Below are 16,057 nucleotides of genomic sequence, written 5' to 3'. Positions count from 1 at the left end.
AGCCGGAACCCTCGATATGAGCGACGTCGCTGCGCTGCCTTCCCGCCGGCCAAACCGGATGTGGGCCGTCGTCATCCTGATCCTGCTCGAGGCAGCACTTGTGATCTGCTGGAGCGCCGGCTTCGTCGGCATCCGCTTCGCCATCGACCACGCGCCGCTCTTCCTGATCCTCTTCTGGCGCAGCCTCGTCTCCGGTCTCATCCTGCTGCCCTTCGCCCTGACGATCGGGCCAAAGATCCGGTTGCAGGACGCCGTGCCGCAGATGCTCTTCGGCGCACTTGCCATGTCCGGCTATCTCGCGGGCTTTGCGCTGGCGATCTCCTATGGCGTGCCAACCGGGCTTGTGGCGCTTATCACCGACATGCTGCCGCTCGCCGTCGCCATCCTCTCCTGGCCGGTCCTCGGCCAGGCCTTGACCGCCCGCCAGTGGCTCGGCTCCTTCATCGGGCTGACCGGTGTCTTGATCGCGTCTGGCTGGTCGCTCGACGTCGGCAACGTTCCGCTCTGGGCCTATGGCCTGCCGGTTCTCGGCACCCTGTCGCTGGCGCTGGCCACCCTCCTGCAGAAGCGCAGCCCGGCGGGCGCCATGCCGGTGCATCAAAGCCTCTCAATCCAGTGCCTGTCGGCGTCGGCGATCTTCGCGCTCTTTGCCTGGCACGAAGGCAGCGTGCTGCCGGTCCTCGATCCCGGCTTCGTTGGCGGCATTCTCTGGCTGGTCTTCGTCGCCACTTTCGGCGCCTGGAGCCTCTATTATCTGGCGCTGAAAAAGTCCTCGCCCGCCCGCGTCACTGCGATCCTCTATCTCAGCCCCCCGGTGACGATGATCTGGGCCTTTATCATGTTCGGCGAACCCCTCTCCTGGGCCATGGCCGTCGGCCTCGTCGTCTCGCTGATCGGCATCGTCATCGTCGCGAGGGCACGGCAGCCGGCCCGGGGGCAAAGCCCGACGCACGTTTAGGAAAGCCATCCACTGACCACTTGCATCTTGTGGTGGTGTCTGCGACAGCTTCGCCCAAACCACCGGGGGACAGCGGCCATGAGCTTTTCCGAAGTCAAACCACGTCACGTGCTCTGCCTGCTCGGCGGAGAACGCCCCTTCTCCGACCTTTGCGAGATGATCCAGTCGGCGATCGAGAGTCGCGCGCCAGGCTTCGAGATCGACGACACCTTTTCCGAGGACGCCCCGGACGACCGCATGCCGATGTCCTTCGAGGTCTGCCGGGATCGCGTCCTGAAGGGTGCCTGGGCCGAAGCGGACGAGGAGGCCGTCAGCGACCATCGCTCGGTCATCTATGTGCTCGGCCCGCCGATGACGAAAGAAGATGCAGTCAAGACCTCGGCCACAGCGCTTCGGCTGGTCGCGCACGTGCTGGAAAACGGCATCGTCGCCGCCAAGGGCGAGAGCGCCGGCGTCGCGCACGGCGTCGCCAGATGGAGAGAGCTTGCCCGCGACGCGGAAGGCCAAGCAGGCGCTGCGCTTGCCCGCCCATGCCGCCTCGCCTTTGCCAAGCGGCCGATCGGCACCGACGAACATCTCTACAGCATCGGCTTCCATCTGGTCGGGATACCCGAAGTCTACGCGCCGAAAACCCTCTCCGACGACGAACTGGCCTTGAGCGCGTTGATCGACGCCGTTGCCGACGAGGTCTTCAGCGACGGCGTCGAGACGGTGCTTAAGCACCGCGGCGCCCAATTGCTGCCCGTCGACGGCTATGAGGAGGACGAGTTCAAGTACAACCCCTATGGCGCGATCCATCTGGCGCCTTAGGCACTAAGTCAGCAGGGGACCAGAGGTTCTGATGCCAGCACCAGATCGCGAAAAGACTGATCCTCAGTGTGCAACGCGCATTGCCGGAAACAGTCTCGCCGACGATAACGGCCGTAACCTGTGGCTGGAGCGGCGACAATATCGTCCTCGAATTTCTGGTAGACGCAGCTTTCAACGACGAAGATCGAGAATGTTGTGAAGTGGTAGCAACTGAGGTTGTCGCAGATTTCAGCCATGAAACGATAACGACGGCCTTCACATCACCACCCTCCGATGGGCCGAAGGTCCCAGCCGCAAAGCGATGCTGGGCGTACCAGCGATCTTAGCCAAACGCCATGACAACTGGAGTGACCCTTCGTCAGGCAAGTACCAGCCCGTGTCGATAGGCACTTTCAGGAGAGGCCGGAGGTTGCAGCTCTTGCATCACGCCTCGATTCGTAATAATTGAAGTTACATGAAAAAAGACAGTCGCCTTTCTTCCGTCCTGCACGCGCTCCTGCACATGGCCGAGCGCGACGAACCTTTGACTTCGGACGAGCTTGCGCTCTGCATGCACACCAATCCGGTCGTCGTCCGCCGCACCATGGGCTACCTCAGGGATGCCGGCATCGTTTCCTCCGCCCGCGGCCATGCGGGCGGCTGGGCGATCACCGCCGACCTCAAGACCGTGACGCTCAGGCAATTACACGAGACGCTCGGCGAACCCGCGATCTTTGCCATCGGTAACAAGCAGGAAATGCCGGAATGCCTGGTCGAGCAGGCGGTCAACGCCGCGCTCGATACCGCCTTTGCGGAGGCCGAGGCGCTGCTGCTCGACCGCTTCGCCCACGTAACGCTTGCCGACCTCGCCGAGGACTTTGCCCGGCGGCACCGGCTCCGATCGCACTGACAGCAGCCGATCGATCCGTCCTGACGTGATCGATCCCGACACATCCGATTACACCGGGACCGCATAAGCGGTTTCCGGCCGGAACCCTATTGCCCAAAGCCCGGGTCGAGACACTGGTTCAAGAGACCGGTGGGCTCACCTGCGCCCAACCGAAAGGAAGACCCATGCAACAGGACGTCATCATCATCGGCGGCAGCTATGCCGGCATGGCCGCCGCCCTCCAGCTTCTGCGTGCCCGCCGGCGCGTGGCTATCATCGACGAGGGCATTCGCCGCAACCGTTTCGCCAGCCACTCCCACGGCTTCCTAGGCCAGGACGGCATCGATCCCGGCGAGATTGCTGCAACCGCGCGGGCGCAGCTCTCCAGGTACCCCACGCTCACCTGGATCGACGGTCGCGCCGAAAAGGCCAGCGGCAAGCAGGATGCCTTCGTCGTCACGACCGCCGACGGCGCCTCCCTCGAAGGCCGGCGCCTGCTCTTTGCAACCGGCGTCAAGGACGGCCTGCCCGCGATCGAGGGGCTCACCGAACGCTGGGGCAAGAGCGCCTTCCATTGCCCCTATTGCCACGGCTACGAGCTGAACCAGGGCGAGATCGCCGTCATCGCCGCAAGCCCCATGTCGATCCACCAGGCGCAGCTCATTCCCGAATGGGGCAAGGTCACCTTCTTCGCCAACGGCGCCATCACTCTCGACGCCGAAGGCCGTGCCGATCTCGTCAGGCGCGGCGTAACCATCGACGAAACCCCGGTAGCAAGGCTCGAAGGCCATGCCGACGTGGTGCTGACGGATGGCCGCCGCCTGCCCTTCTCCGGCATTTTCGTCGCCACCCGCACGACGCCCGCAAGCGACATCGCCGAACGCTTCGGCTGCGAGATCGAGGAGACGCCGATGGGGCTGCAGATCCGGGCGACGCCTGCGAAGGAAACAACCATCCCCGGCGCCTATGCCTGCGGCGACGTCGGCCGCGTTCCCCACTCGGTCTCGCTCGCGGTCGGCGACGGCGCCTGGGCCGGCGCGCAACTGCACCGCTCGCTGGTGTTCGGATAGAAGGCCAGCGCAAGGCCGGCCCTCGGCGGCGGGACGGAGCGACCGAACGGACGCGACCGCTTTGCGCCGTTCGGCTTCCGGCCTTGCCAGATCGACGGCCTCTGTGCTTCGTTCGGTCCGAACGCGAGCGGGAGTTACCATCGATGCCAATTGCCCTCACCTGCTTTCAGGGTCGCGCCGGCGACCATAACGACCTTGGGATTCCCGGCGCGAAGTCGGTTGCCTCCGGCCTCGCCCGAAAACTCGGCCTCGAAGCCGTGGTGATCGGAGACCCGGAGCCGGCGCTGAACGGCCACTGGACGGTCGAGCTCGAAGCGGCGATGCCGACGCTCAAGCGCATGCAAGATCGATTCGAGACGGTTTACGCCGCGGGATCGGTTTCGCTGGCAGCAACGAGCCGCTGCGCAGTTTCGCTGGCAACGCTGCCTGCCGTCGCCAGGCACCACAAAGACGTGGTCGTCGTCTGGTTCGATGCCCATGGCGACCTGAACACGCCCGAGGTCAGCAGCACCGGCTACCTCGGCGGACTGGCGCTGTCGGGGCCCTGCGGCCTCTGGCAGTCCGGTCTTGGCGACGGGCTCTCCATCGGCAATGTCGTGCTGGTCGGCCAGCGCGACCTCGACCCGTTCGAGGCCGAGCTCATCGCGGCGAAGGGCATTCCGCATATCCGCCCCGGCCCCGACCTGCCGCAAAGGCTCGCCGAAGCCGTCGCCGGCAGACCGGTCTATATCCACCTTGATTGCGACGTGCTGAACCCCGGTATTGTCCCGACCGACTACCGGCATGACGACGGGCTGTCGCTCGATGACCTGCGTGCAGCCTGCGTGGCTCTAGCGAAGAACGAGGTCGTCGGGCTCGAAATCGCCGAGTTTCAAGACGTCTGGTCGGCGGGCGGCGATCCGGTTTCGCCCGAACCGCTGATCGACGCCTTGGAGCCGCTTCTCGAAAAGCTCAACCGCTGAGGCGGCGGCCGACGCGCCTCATTGCACAAAGCCCGTTTGGGCGTAGCATGAATGCCCCGCTTGCGTTCGGTATCGGCTGCGATGAAGCTCGGATCGGCCCTTCTCGCCTGCGCCTGCCTGCTTGGCGGAAACACCTCCGCCGAGCCGCTGAGCGTCGATCTCGAACTGGTGCTCGCCGTCGACGTCTCCTATTCCATGGAACTCGACGAGCAGCGGCTGCAGCGGCAGGGTTATGTCGCGGCCTTTCTTCAGCCCGCACTGATCGAGGCGATCGAGAACGGCCCCTTCGGCCGCATCGCCGTCACCTATGTCGAATGGGGCGGCTCGGCAGTGCAGGTCACGCCCTGGACCCTGATCGACGGTCGCAGCACGGCGGCGCAATATTCCGAGTTGCTGCGGCGACAGCCGATCCGGCGGATCGCCTTCACCTCGATCTCCAACACGCTGGCCTTCACCCGACGGCTGTTCGACTACAGCCCCTTTGCGGGCAGCCGCCGCGTCATCGATATCTCAGGCGACGGTCCCAACAATTCCGGCGTCCCCGCTCCCGTCGCCCGCAACTCCACCGTCGCCCGCGGCATCACGATCGACGGCCTCCCGATCATGCTGAAGACGCATGTGGCCTTCGACTCCGCCGCGATCCCCGATCTCGACGCCTATTACCGCGAATGCGTGATCGGTGGCGACGGCGCCTTTCTGGTGAAGGTGACGGATAGCGGCGCGTTTGCGAGCGCCATTCTGCGCAAGCTGGTCACCGAGATCTCCGGCCTGGAGATAAGCCGCCTGTCCCCCGCCATGGTGCACCGCGCGCAGGTCACACAGGGCTACAATTGCTTCATCGGCGAGGAGATGCAGGAGCGCATGATCGGGAAGTAGGTCCGAAGTCACGCCGTGCGCATCAGGGCCGGCCTCAGGGCCGGCCTTTGTCGACATCCTCTCGTACCAAGACGCAGCGTTGCAGGCGCGCCGCTTCAGCCGGCCGCCGGGATCTCTATCCACAACAGCGGCAGGGCAAAGTGTTGACTTAGAAATTCCAGCAGCATGAAACGGTTCATCGCCCGGTGTGCGCAACAGACCAGAGCAATTCCAGGAAGCGTGTGAAACGGTTTTCCGTCCAGAATTGCATAATTTCAAAGACTTCGGTCACTTCAGTGTTTCGATGAAACAATGAATGATCCAAAGACACTGACACGAAAGCAGACCATGCCTCACTACCTGACCGAACTTTACAGCGCCAAGCCGGCGTGGCTCGCCCTCTCCCGGCAGGGCCGCCAGCAGTTCTTCACCGCGATCGGTTCCGCCATGCCGGCGCTGTCGGCGCTCGGCGTCGAGCTCATCACCTTCGGCAAGGTCGACCAGTCGAAGCTGCATGCGGCATCGCAGACCTTCTTCGCGGTCTGGCGCTGCCCGGATGCGACGGCGCTCGAGGCGCTTGTTTCCGGCATCGCCCAATCGGGCTGGCACGAATATTTCGACACGATCAATGCCGGCGGCAAAGGCACCGATTTCGCCGGCCACCTCGCGGAGCTCGGCGCGGCCGCCTGAGCGGCCGATGCTGTCCCGGACCCTCAAGTCACGATCGGCTTGAGGGGGCTGTAGAACACGGGGCGTTCTGCCAGAGGCGACGGGCGCGACGCTCACCGCGTCTCGCAATGCCGGATTGCGGGGCGGCCTTCTACTTGACCTCGACCGTCACCGCTTCCAGCTTGCCGTCGAAGGCAAAGGGCGTGGCATAATCGTAGGTCACCGGTGTCCCTGTATCACTGCCGATGTCCTGGTTCTCAGACAGCGAGTACTTGAAGGGTGTCGTTTTCTCGATGTGGCCCTTGCCCACTTCCCTGCCGTCGACCGTGAGCGTTACCGTGCCGCCTTTGCCGAAGTCCTTGCCCCCTTCATAGGCAAAGTCCATCTTCAGTTCCCGCTCGCCGGCCGCGATCGGTGCCTCGCTGCCGATGGAGTAACGTTCGAGGTCAAGGAAGTTGTGCACCGCCAGAAGCTTTCCTTCCTTGAGATAGAAGGCCCAGCCGCCTGTGTTGCCGCCTTGCGTGAAGATCACGCCATTGGCCTTGTTGCCGATATTGGCCTTGGCGGTCACGGAGAAGGACTTGTTCTTGAGGTCCGGTGCCGAGGCCTCCGGCAACCCGGCCAGAGCGACGGGATAGACGTATTTCGTCCGGCCGGCGGCGAGATTTGGCTTGCCGGTCATTTCGGCGCTGAAGCGCTCGGCACCGCGCCAGTCCAGCGGCAGCGCCTTGTTGATCGATGCCTGCGCCCACCAGAGAGCGGTCAATTCCGCGAGCTTGTCGGGGTGCTCTGCTGCGACGTTCTTGGACTGGGTGAAGTCCTCGTCAAGGTTGTAGAGTTCCCATTTGGCCGTCATCGGATCGAACTCGCCGCGTTCCGGCTGCCAGGGCTCGAAGGCAAGCGACGCCGCCCACCAGCCGTCCTTGTACATGCCCCGGTTTGCAAAGAGCTCGAAGTACTGGCTGGTGCGGAACTCCTTGGCGTTGCCATCGTCGAGAACCGGCAGGAAGCTTCTGCCCTGGATCGGCGTTTGCGGCGTGCCGTTGACGCTGCGCGGCTCGGCAACCCCGGCGGCAGCAAGGATCGTCGGCGCAACGTCGATCACGTGGGTGAACTGGGTCCGCGTCTGGCCCTTGTTATGGATTTTCGCCGGCCATTTGACGATCATCGGATTTCGCACGCCGCCGAGATGGCTCGCGACCTGCTTCGTCCATTGGAACGGCGTGTCCATCGCGTGCGCCCAACCGGCCGGGAAGTGGTTGAAGTGCATTTCCGTGCCGATCTCGTCGATGCGAGGCAGCATCTGGTCGTAGGTCATCAGATAGGCGTTGAAGAACGCGTTCTCGTTCAACGTTCCGTCGAAGCCGCCCTCCGCCGAGGCTCCGTTGTCGCCGACGATGTAGATGATCATCGTATTGTCGGCGTCGGGAAGTTTCGCCACGTAGTCGAGAACCCGTCCGACCTCCTCGTCGACCTGATAGCCATAGGCCGCAAAGACTTCCATCATGCGCGTGTAGAGACGTTTCTGGCTGTCGTTCAGCGTGTCCCAGGCCGGCAGGCTGGCGGGACGCTCGGTCAGCACCGCATCTTGTGGAACGATGCCCTTTTCCTTCTGCCGCTCGAACGTCTGTTGCCGGTAGGCGTCCCAGCCCATGTCGAACTGGCCCTTGAATTTGTCGATGAGGTTCTTCGGCGCCTGATGCGGGGCGTGCGTTGCCGCCGGCGCGAAATACATGAACCATGGCTTGTCGGGCTGCACGGCTTCCACGGTATCAAGCCAGCCGATGGCGTGGTCGGCGAGATCGACGCTCAGGTAGTAGTCGGCCCCCGTCGGCGTCCCGAGTGCCGTCTGGTTCTGGTAGAGATAGGGTCTCAACTGGTTGGTATCACCCGCCATGAAGCCATAGAAGAAATCGAACCCAAGCCCGTTCGGCCAATGATCGAAGGGGCCCATCGGGCTCGTTTCATAGATCGGCGTATTGTGATTCTTGCCGATCCAGGACGTGACGTAGCCGTTCTGGCGCAGGATCTCGCCGACGGTGGCGGTGTCCTTGGGGATGACGCCCGTATAGCCGTCATAGCCGGTGGCGAGCTCGGTAATGACGCCCGTGCCGGCGACCTGGTGATTGCGGCCGGTCAACAGCGCGGCGCGCGAAGGCGAGCAGAGCGCAGTCGTATGAAAACGCGTGAAGAGCACGCCGTCTTTGGCGAGCCCCTCCATATGCGGCGCGGGAACACCGCCGCCCGTGACCGAGAATTGGCCGAAGCCGACATCGTCCAACAAGATCAGCAGGACATTCGGCGCGCCATCCGGAGCCTTGATCGGCGCCGGAAACAGTGCGGGATCGGAATCCTTGTAGGTCGTGCCGACATTGCCTTGGAACTTGTGTTCGGCATAAGGCAAGACCACCTGCCCGGAAGCGCTCGCCGCAACGGTATCAGCCGCTTGCACTGCAAACGGGAAAGAAACCGCCAGCGTGGCGAACAAGGCTGCGTATCGACTGGGTACTCGAAAACTCATGGCGCATACCCTTTCTCTTCGTCGCATCGATTTGCTTCAATGTCCGGCATTCTCTGCTGTGCAGCGGACGGGCAACGGCGCGCCGTCCGGCCGGAACGGGCCTACGGTCACTGCGGCGGTGCGGCGCCTGAAAATCCCTGCCGCGTCCACTGATAGACCGACGTGTCCGTGCGGAAGTTGCCGACCCTGGCTGAAGCGAGGTCAAGGATGTTGACGATGATCGCCGTCCAGACGAGCGTCAGCAGCACGATCAGCAAGCGCACCGGCCGGCCCTTGAGGCCGAACTGGTAGCCGAGCGCGCCCATGCTCAACACCATGACGCCGATGAGCAGCCAGAAGATCTGCCATGGCAGGCGAATGCCGAGCGCGTAGCGTTCGGCCGTGCTCGCGTCGAAGGTCTCGTTGACCGCCGACATCAGCGATGCCGAGACGGGGTCCGGGTCCTGCTGGACGATCGTCGTCACGCGCTGCCAGATCTGCTGCTGCAGGGCAGACGTGTCGTCATTGGCCTTGGCGAGCGCATCGCTGTTGCGGCCGGCGCGCACGAAGTCCTCGCGCGCCTTGGTGTAATCTTCCAGCAGCTTGGCGATATCGAGCGCTTCCGGCGTGCCAATCGCCTTGGCACGCAGCCAGGCGGTGCCGATGGCGTTGGCTTCGGCCAGTGTGCCCTGCCGGCGCTCGGTGAAGCGCGTGGTCGAAAAGGAAAGGGTGAGCGCCAGCACGAAGGCGAGCAGCCCCAGCATGCCGGCAACGACGATGCCGACATTCTCCGTCTGGCCGCCGGCCCTCTCCTTGCTGCGCACACCGAAACGATAACCGATTTCGTGCGCGGCGAGCTGGCCGACCAGGAGAACGAACGCAAAGGCTAGGATGCTGACTTCAGCGAGCGAAACGAGAAAATCCATCAAAACTCCCCTGTCCCGTCAGATCGCTCACTTGCCGAGCCCGATGTTCTTCGGCGGATATTTCTGGAAGGTCGCCGCATGTGCCTTCGCCTCGGCAACCATCGATGCGAGAAAGGCATTCATGCGGTGGCCGACCGGGTATTCTTCCTTCGGATCGATGTAGAGGTTGAACAGCCACGGCGCGAGGCCGACGTCGCTGACCGTCGTCATGTCGATGTTCAGCCACTGCGCCTTGGTTTCCACGATCTTGAAGTGGATCTTGTACTCGTACATGCGCAAGGCCATCAGGTCGCCTTCGTTCCAGACGAAGACCTTCTCGCGGTTGGAGCGGCCGTCGTCGGCAAGCAGGAACGAGGTCTGGTCGATGCCGTCGATGTAACGGTCGGTCGGCACCTTGTCCCTGATGCCGGCAAGGCTCAGCGACGTGTTGAAGAGGTCCATCAGGTCGAAGAGTTCGTCGCTTTCGCGGCCGGGCTTGATCATGCCCTTCCAGTAGGCGATCGCCGGGATGCGGATGCCGCCCTCCCAGGCCGATCCCTTGGCGCCGCGAAACGGCGTGTAGCCGCTGTCAGGCCAGCTATCGAGCTGCGGGCCGTTGTCGGAGGTGACGAAGATGAAGGTGTTGTCGAGCACGCCGGCCTGATCGAGCGCGTCGACGATCTCGCCAATATAGGCATCCACCTCCACCACATCGTCCTTGTAGGGGTACTTGCTGCCGCTCTTGCCTTCGAAGGCCTTGGAGGCGAAATTGTCGGCGTGCACCTTCATGAAGCAGTGCTCGAGGAAGAACGGCGCCGTTCCCGACGCAAGCTCCTTGATCTTCTTCACCGTGAATTCCTTGAGCATCCGGTCGCCTTCGGCCATCTTCTCGATGCTGTCGATCTGCTCGACTTGCTTGACCGGCCCGCCCTTTGCCGCCTGCACCAGCGCCGTGCCCGACCCGGTCTTCTTCAGCATCGCCAGCCGCTCGGGGTTGAGCACCAGATCGGGGTAACGCCGCTTGTCCACGGCCTGGGTGATTTCCTTCTCGGCCTCGTAGAAGCCGTAGAACTCGTCAAACCCGACCTCGTGCGGCCGCATGCCTTCGCTTTCGCCCACATGCCATTTGCCCGAGAGCACGGTCTTGTACCCTGCCCCGCCAAGCAGCGTCGGCAGTGAAGTCTCGTCGGCCCAGGGGTTCCTGGTGATCTTGTCGCCGGCAAGAATGGGCCGCGTAAGGCCGGTGCGAACAGGCAGCCGGCCTGTCAGGATCGCCGAGCGTGTCGGCGTGCAGGTGGGTTGCGAATAGGCAGAGGTGAGCCTCAGGCCCTCGCGCGCCAACCTGTCCATGTTGGGTGTCGCAGCGCCGATCGCCGCTCCACCACCATAGGCGCCGGGATCGCCATAGCCCATGTCGTCGACCACGAGCCAGACGATGTTCGGCCTCTTGCCCAGCCTGGCATAAAGCGTATCGAGCTTCTGTTGCGCCGCGGACTGTTGGTCGGCATGCGCCAGCGCCGGCTCCTGAGCCTCGCTCGTGCGCACGGCCTGGGTCATCACCGATTGCGCCGGCGCCACCGTCGGCAACGCCGCCAGGATCGCCGTGTGTACGGCAAGGGCACGCAGACTCCGCAGGCACATCATACGCTCCTTTTTGCGACCGAACGCAAGGGATGCCTCAAGGGGATGCCGCCCGGACCTTCACCTGCGGCAAGAGGTGGCGGCCTTTTGCAGGCCGCCGGTACCTTGCGTCCCGCCGCCAGCGATCGGCCGGCGGCGGGGCTTTCAGCTTTTATCGCGGAGCCAGACTTTCCAGTTCGCCGAGCCGCTTCATCGCGGCCTGCTGCGCCAGCCAACCGTAGTTGATGCCGCTGGCATTCAGCGTGCTGCCGGCCTGGTACGGATAATCGTTGAAGTCCTGGAAGAACTCCTTGATCTTGCCCTGGATCGGCACCAGCAGCCACATGTTGCGCGCCAGGAACTCGATCGCTCCGCCGCCATCCTCCATGCCGCGCTCATAAGGGTCCATGCGCAGGTTGGCGATGACGGCCCAGCTCGGCACCTCACGGGTGGCCGTCGCGATGTTGCCGTGGCTCGCCTGGGCGAAGCTCAGCTTCCAGTCGTTCCAGCGGATAGCGTTGAGGTTGCCGCCCTGGTCGAAGTAGTAGACCGAGTCACGCGGCGGCTCCTTCGCCTCGCCCTTCAACAGCCCCGTCAGATCGTAGCCGTCGAGATGCACCTTGAAGGTCTTCGACGTGCCCTTGAAGCCCTTCTTCATCTCTTCCTTGACGTCGGCGATGCCGGCGGCGGTCGCAAAGGTCGGCAGCCAGTCCATCAGCGTCACCGGGTCGTTGATCTGCGAGCCCGGCTTCACCACGCCCGGCCAGCGCACCATCATCGGAATGCGGAAGCCGCCCTCCCAGGTGGTGCCTTTTTCGCCGTGGAACATCGTCTGCGCGCCATCCGGCCACAGCGCCAGTTCGGCACCGTTGTCAGTGGTGTAGAGCACGATGGTGTTCTCGGCGATGCCGAGATCGTCGAGCTGTTTCAGGAGCTGGCCGACGTGGCCGTCATGCTCCACCATGCCGTCGGCATGGATGCCCTTGCCGGTCTTGCCGAGCGAGTCCGGCTTCAGGTGTGTGAAGACATGCATGCGCGTCGAGTTGAACCAGCAGAAGAACGGCTTGTCGGCCTTCACCTGCCGGTCGATGTAATCCTTGGCCGCCGTCAGGAATTCCTCGTCGATCGTTTCCATTCGCTTGGTGTTGAGCGCGCCGGTATCCTCGATCTTGCCGTCGGCGCTCGACTTGATGACGCCGCGCGGGCCGAACTTCTTCTTGAACTCCGGATCCTTCGGATAGAAATAGCCCTCCGGCTCTTCCTCGGCATTCAAGTGATAGAGGTTGCCGAAGAATTCGTCGAAGCCGTGCGCGGTCGGCAGGTGCTCGTCGCGGTCGCCGAGGTGGTTCTTGCCGAACTGGCCGGTCGAATAACCCTTGGTCTTCAACACGTCGGCGATGGTCGGCATCCAGTCCTGGATGCCATGCGGGTCGCCGGGCATGCCGATGGTGAGAAGCCCCGTGCGGAACGGCTCCTGCCCGAGGATAAAGGAGGCGCGGCCCGCCGTGCAGCTGTTCTGGCCGTAGCTGTCGGTGAAGATCGCGCCTTCGGCTGCGATCCGGTCGATGTTGGGCGTGCGATAGCCCATCAGCCCCATCGTATAGGCGCTGATCTGCGGAATGCCGATGTCGTCGCCGAAGATCACGAGAATGTTCGGCGGCTTGCCGCTCGAGGAGGTGGATTGCTGGGCCTTGGCCGGGCTCACCGAAGCGCCGGATGCCACCAGCGACGCGGCCGCGAAAATCGTTCCGCTGAGGAGGAGGTCACGGCGGCTGACGTCCGTTACCCCATTCTCGGCCATCGCGGAGGTGGCCTTGCTGTCATCACGCATGCTCATCGTACTCTCCCTGTTAAGGCGATCGGAAACGCACTGCTCAATTAGGACCGTGTGGATGATGCCGCTCAGAGGGGACCTGTCCAAGTACGTAACAGTTACGATGAGCCGGTCTGCAACCGTTTCCGCCTTGTGCGTTACGGACAATCGGTTGCCAGGCGGGGTAGAAAATTCGCCGAGCCGGTCCGGCTGCGGCCCTGACAGATTGCCGCAACCGGGCCTTCGGCCTTTGGCGCAGCATCGCCACGTGCCTATATGCAGGGCGCCAAAGGCAAGCGCCACGGCCAAGGGCGCCAGAGAGAAGGGCATTGAGATGGACGACAACGACCTGCAGGGCCGCGCCGCTCATGTCGCCGCGATCCGCGAACGGGCGGAAGCGGAGATGAAGGCGATCGGCATCGACGACGCCTTCATCGGCCGGCTGGTCGATACGTTCTATGCCCGCGTGCTTGCCCATCCCGAGCTCGGCCCCGTCTTCGACGCGAGGCTTTCAGGCCGCTGGCCGGAGCACATGGACAAGATGAAGAGCTTCTGGTCGGCCGTCGCCTTTCGCAACGGCAGCTATGGCGGGAAGCCGGTGCAGGCCCATGTCGGCGTCGCCAACATGACGCCCGATCTCTTCCCGAAATGGCTGGCGCTGTTTTCGACGACGCTCGACGACATCGCCCCGAACGGAGAGGCCAAGGCCTGGTTCATGGCAACGGCCGAACGCATCGCCCGCAGCCTGACGCTCTCGCTCTTCTACAATCCGGCACTCGACGATCCGGCGCTGAAGCGGGGCTAATCCCGGCCGCCGTCACGCCATCGACGCTTGTCCCCCCGCCGACACCCGCGTCACTTCCGCGCCGCCTGAGAGGCGACCGCAACCGAGGCAAGGATGATCAGCGTACCCGCCGCCTGCCACGGCGTCACCTCTTCGCCGAGGAACAGTGCTGCCCCGCCGATGCCGAAAACCGGCGTCAGCGTCAGGAACAGGGCGGCCGTGCTTGCCGCCAGGCGCTTGAGCCCGACCAGATAGAGCCAGAAGGCAAGCGCGTATTGCACGATGCCCGAGACAAGCGCCAGCGCCAGCATGCCCGCATCCGCCTTGCCAAGATCCGCCGCGATCGCTTCCGGCGACCAGGCGAGCAGGAAGGCCACGGCAAAGACCAGCCCGACCGTTTGCTGCAGCGCCGCCAGCGCCAGCGGCTCGATCTTGGCGACGAGCCGGCTGCTCGCGACCACGTAGAGCGCCGCAAACAGCGTGCCGAGGATGACGAGGACGTCGCCGAGCGGGCTCTGGCCGCTGCCGGCGCCGTGCGCGCCCGTCACCATGGCGACACCCGCCATCGCCGCAAGGATCGCCGCGACGGTCGCAGGCCTCACCTTTTCGCGAAACAGCAGCCAGGCGAGCACTGCGATCAGCAGCGGTTCGGTCGTCGCGATCAGCGAGGCATTGCCGGCCGTCGTCAACAACAGGCCGAAGGTGCCGAACACATAGGCGAGCCCCGGTTCGAGCACGCCGCTCAAGCCCGCCAGCCGCGTGGCGCGGTCAAAGCGGATCCCCTGCCCGGTGATGCCGACCGCGCTCCAGAGAAAGGCGACGCTGGCGCCGAGCTGCAGGCAGACCAGCACCGGCGGCGGGAAGGCCGAAAGGGCGCCCTTGGACATGACGGTGGCAAAGCCCCAGCAGGCAGCGGAAAGCACCATGGCGGTGACCGCGGCGCCAAGCGCGATCGGCCTGCCGACTGCCGCTGTCTCCGCCTGCCCGGTCATGACTTCGCCTCCTGAAGCACCGCGACGCGCTCGACCGGGCAGGTGTCCGGCGTGCAGACGGTCTCGTCGCAAAGCCGGCAGATATGGTCGGCACTCTCCCGGTCCCGCGTGAGTGCTGCGAGCATGCGTTCGACCATCGGCTCGAGATCGACCTGCTGCCAGGGGTCGAGCGCCGCCGTCGCCGTCTCGACGGCGCGCTGACGGGCGGCAAGAATTTTCTCGCGCAGCGACGCACCCGCCGGCGTCAGCGTAAGCTCGACCTGACGCTTGTCCCTGGCGCGTCCGCGCTCGATGAGCCCTTGGCTCACCAGCCGCCCGACCGAGCGCACGGCGGCCGACTGGGTAAATCCGATGATCGGCGCCAGCGCACCGACGGACATTCCCGGGTGATAGCCGACCGTAATCAGCGCCGCGGCGTCGCTCTGGAGAACGCCGGTGCTTTCGCAGGCGCGGCCTTGAGCGTCGGCAAGAGCCGTCCCGAGGGCCGCAACCAGATTGATGAAACGAGACGAAGTCATATTAAATGAATGACTCATTCATATGTCTATTCCAAGGCAGGTCCTGATGCCGGAGCGGTAGAAGGTTCGGGCCGTGAAGGCGACCGCAGCGCCTTCCGGTCGTGCCGTTTCGCGGCGGGAAAGCTGGAAGGCCGTCAGAGAGAGCGGCCCGCCATCAGGATATCCTCGGCCTCCTCGCGCGACATCGCAAAGATGCGCTTGCCGAGTTCGAAGCTGAATCCACCCCTTGCGAAGGCGGAAAGCTCCTTCGTCGTTCGCTTCTCGTCGAGATCCGCCTTGCGGAACGGGCCGAAAGCACGCTTTCGCGCCAGCACGACGGCCGCAAAGAGATCGTCGGCTTCGGCGACGGCTGCAGCGACGGCGTCCCTGGCGACGCCCTTCTCCGACAGTTTCTGCGCGATCGCCCGCTTCGACTTGCCGCCGCGCATGGCCGAGCGGGTCTTGATCTCGGCATAGGCCTGATCGTTGAGCGCGCCATTGTCATAGGCAAAGGTCACGGCGGCAGCCGCCAGCAGTTCCACCTGGGCGACGCCGATATCCTCGAACTTCTCGCGCGCCTTGCGCGAAATGGCGTCGAAGAGCTGCTTTTCCGTCAGCATCTGCCGCCCGAGCCGATAGGCGGCCGAATTGCGCGCCCAGGCATACATGCGCGGCGTCGGCTGGTCCCTTTGCTCGGTCTCGTCTTCCAGGTCCAATTCCGTTCCATCTCCCGGCGCGAACCCGATGTAGGAAC

The 16,057-nt window shown here is 64.2% G+C and carries 15 protein-coding genes; 8 read left to right on the top strand and 7 right to left on the bottom strand.

Features of this window, described 5'->3' with window-relative positions; all coding sequences use genetic code 11:
- Window positions 1-16: 16 nt before the first annotated feature.
- From XB14_RS05575 to XB14_RS05540, 7 genes are all read left to right on the top strand, one after another.
- Window positions 17-958 carry a DMT family transporter gene (locus tag XB14_RS05575; RefSeq protein ID WP_077960667.1) on the top strand — a complete coding sequence of 314 codons (942 nt, stop codon included), beginning with the start codon at window positions 17-19 and terminating at the stop codon, window positions 956-958.
- A 78-nt stretch (window positions 959-1,036) separates the two neighbouring features.
- A complete protein-coding gene (locus tag XB14_RS05570) occupies window positions 1,037-1,768 on the top strand; it encodes a hypothetical protein (protein ID WP_077960666.1) in 732 nt (243 codons plus the stop codon).
- A 454-nt stretch (window positions 1,769-2,222) separates the two neighbouring features.
- Window positions 2,223-2,657: an Rrf2 family transcriptional regulator gene (locus XB14_RS05560; protein ID WP_077960665.1), complete on the top strand. Its 435-nt coding sequence runs from the start codon at window positions 2,223-2,225 to the stop codon at window positions 2,655-2,657.
- A 164-nt stretch (window positions 2,658-2,821) separates the two neighbouring features.
- Window positions 2,822-3,706 carry an NAD(P)/FAD-dependent oxidoreductase gene (locus XB14_RS05555; protein ID WP_077960664.1) on the top strand — a complete coding sequence of 295 codons (885 nt, stop codon included), beginning with the start codon at window positions 2,822-2,824 and terminating at the stop codon, window positions 3,704-3,706.
- Between the two features lie 143 nt (window positions 3,707-3,849).
- Window positions 3,850-4,668: an arginase family protein gene (locus tag XB14_RS05550; RefSeq protein WP_077960663.1), complete on the top strand. Its 819-nt coding sequence runs from the start codon at window positions 3,850-3,852 to the stop codon at window positions 4,666-4,668.
- Between the two features lie 51 nt (window positions 4,669-4,719).
- Window positions 4,720-5,544 carry a DUF1194 domain-containing protein gene (locus tag XB14_RS05545; RefSeq protein ID WP_234803971.1) on the top strand — a complete coding sequence of 275 codons (825 nt, stop codon included), beginning with the start codon at window positions 4,720-4,722 and terminating at the stop codon, window positions 5,542-5,544.
- A 327-nt stretch (window positions 5,545-5,871) separates the two neighbouring features.
- Window positions 5,872-6,213, top strand: a complete 342-nt coding sequence (locus tag XB14_RS05540) for a DUF6616 family protein (protein ID WP_077960662.1) — start codon at window positions 5,872-5,874, stop codon at window positions 6,211-6,213.
- 130 nt (window positions 6,214-6,343) lie between these two features.
- On the opposite strand, the gene XB14_RS05535 is transcribed toward XB14_RS05540, so the two are convergent.
- The 4 genes from XB14_RS05535 to XB14_RS05520 all read right to left on the bottom strand — a co-directional run bounded on the left by XB14_RS05535 (window position 6,344) and on the right by XB14_RS05520 (window position 13,054).
- A complete protein-coding gene (locus XB14_RS05535; RefSeq protein WP_210190005.1) occupies window positions 6,344-8,596 on the bottom strand; it encodes an arylsulfatase in 2,253 nt (750 codons plus the stop codon).
- A gap of 224 nt (window positions 8,597-8,820) precedes the next feature.
- Window positions 8,821-9,618, bottom strand: a complete 798-nt coding sequence (locus tag XB14_RS05530; protein ID WP_077960660.1) for a hypothetical protein — start codon at window positions 9,616-9,618, stop codon at window positions 8,821-8,823.
- Window positions 9,619-9,645: 27 nt separating this feature from the next.
- Window positions 9,646-11,238, bottom strand: a complete 1,593-nt coding sequence (locus tag XB14_RS05525) for an arylsulfatase (RefSeq protein ID WP_077960659.1) — start codon at window positions 11,236-11,238, stop codon at window positions 9,646-9,648.
- A gap of 151 nt (window positions 11,239-11,389) precedes the next feature.
- Complete coding sequence (locus XB14_RS05520) at window positions 11,390-13,054, bottom strand: arylsulfatase (protein WP_077960658.1); 1,665 nt, start codon at window positions 13,052-13,054, stop codon at window positions 11,390-11,392.
- Window positions 13,055-13,364: 310 nt separating this feature from the next.
- Here XB14_RS05520 and XB14_RS05515 point away from each other — a divergent pair, with 310 nt between their 5' ends.
- Window positions 13,365-13,835 (top strand): group III truncated hemoglobin, encoded by a 471-nt coding sequence (locus tag XB14_RS05515; protein ID WP_077960657.1) that lies wholly within the window; start codon window positions 13,365-13,367, stop codon window positions 13,833-13,835.
- 50 nt (window positions 13,836-13,885) lie between these two features.
- Here XB14_RS05515 and XB14_RS05510 read toward each other — a convergent pair whose 3' ends face one another.
- The 3 genes from XB14_RS05510 to recX form a co-directional block, all read right to left on the bottom strand.
- Window positions 13,886-14,806, bottom strand: coding sequence for a DMT family transporter (locus tag XB14_RS05510; protein ID WP_077960656.1), 921 nt, complete (start codon window positions 14,804-14,806; stop codon window positions 13,886-13,888).
- A complete protein-coding gene (locus XB14_RS05505; RefSeq protein WP_179119534.1) occupies window positions 14,803-15,324 on the bottom strand; it encodes a MarR family winged helix-turn-helix transcriptional regulator in 522 nt (173 codons plus the stop codon). The genes XB14_RS05510 and XB14_RS05505 overlap by 4 nt, the downstream gene beginning before the upstream one ends.
- 134 nt (window positions 15,325-15,458) lie before the next feature.
- Window positions 15,459-16,013 (bottom strand): recombination regulator RecX, encoded by a 555-nt coding sequence (gene recX / locus XB14_RS05500; RefSeq protein ID WP_077961891.1) that lies wholly within the window; start codon window positions 16,011-16,013, stop codon window positions 15,459-15,461.
- Window positions 16,014-16,057: the final 44 nt, after the last annotated feature.

It is taken from the genome of Ensifer adhaerens (assembly GCF_002007205.1).
Lineage (GTDB): Bacteria > Pseudomonadota > Alphaproteobacteria > Rhizobiales > Rhizobiaceae > Ensifer > Ensifer adhaerens_D.
The sequence above is the reverse complement of the archived record's forward strand: the minus strand, read 5'-3'. Positions and strand labels throughout refer to the sequence as shown.

Bases quoted from the DNA above. Each gene is read 5' to 3' on its own strand.
- XB14_RS05530 (WP_077960660.1), bottom strand. From the start codon at position 9,618: ATGGATTTTCTCGTTTCGCTCGCTGAAGTCAGCATCCTAGCCTTTGCG.
- XB14_RS05540 (WP_077960662.1), top strand. From the start codon at position 5,872: ATGCCTCACTACCTGACCGAACTTTACAGCGCCAAGCCGGCGTGGCTC.
- XB14_RS05555 (WP_077960664.1), top strand. From the start codon at position 2,822: ATGCAACAGGACGTCATCATCATCGGCGGCAGCTATGCCGGCATGGCC.
- XB14_RS05515 (WP_077960657.1), top strand. From the start codon at position 13,365: ATGGACGACAACGACCTGCAGGGCCGCGCCGCTCATGTCGCCGCGATC.
- XB14_RS05510 (WP_077960656.1), bottom strand. From the start codon at position 14,806: ATGACCGGGCAGGCGGAGACAGCGGCAGTCGGCAGGCCGATCGCGCTT.
- XB14_RS05575 (WP_077960667.1), top strand. From the start codon at position 17: ATGAGCGACGTCGCTGCGCTGCCTTCCCGCCGGCCAAACCGGATGTGG.
- XB14_RS05505 (WP_179119534.1), bottom strand. From the start codon at position 15,324: ATGACTTCGTCTCGTTTCATCAATCTGGTTGCGGCCCTCGGGACGGCT.
- XB14_RS05545 (WP_234803971.1), top strand. From the start codon at position 4,720: ATGCCCCGCTTGCGTTCGGTATCGGCTGCGATGAAGCTCGGATCGGCC.
- XB14_RS05560 (WP_077960665.1), top strand. From the start codon at position 2,223: ATGAAAAAAGACAGTCGCCTTTCTTCCGTCCTGCACGCGCTCCTGCAC.
- XB14_RS05520 (WP_077960658.1), bottom strand. From the start codon at position 13,054: ATGAGCATGCGTGATGACAGCAAGGCCACCTCCGCGATGGCCGAGAAT.
- XB14_RS05525 (WP_077960659.1), bottom strand. From the start codon at position 11,238: ATGTGCCTGCGGAGTCTGCGTGCCCTTGCCGTACACACGGCGATCCTG.
- XB14_RS05550 (WP_077960663.1), top strand. From the start codon at position 3,850: ATGCCAATTGCCCTCACCTGCTTTCAGGGTCGCGCCGGCGACCATAAC.
- XB14_RS05570 (WP_077960666.1), top strand. From the start codon at position 1,037: ATGAGCTTTTCCGAAGTCAAACCACGTCACGTGCTCTGCCTGCTCGGC.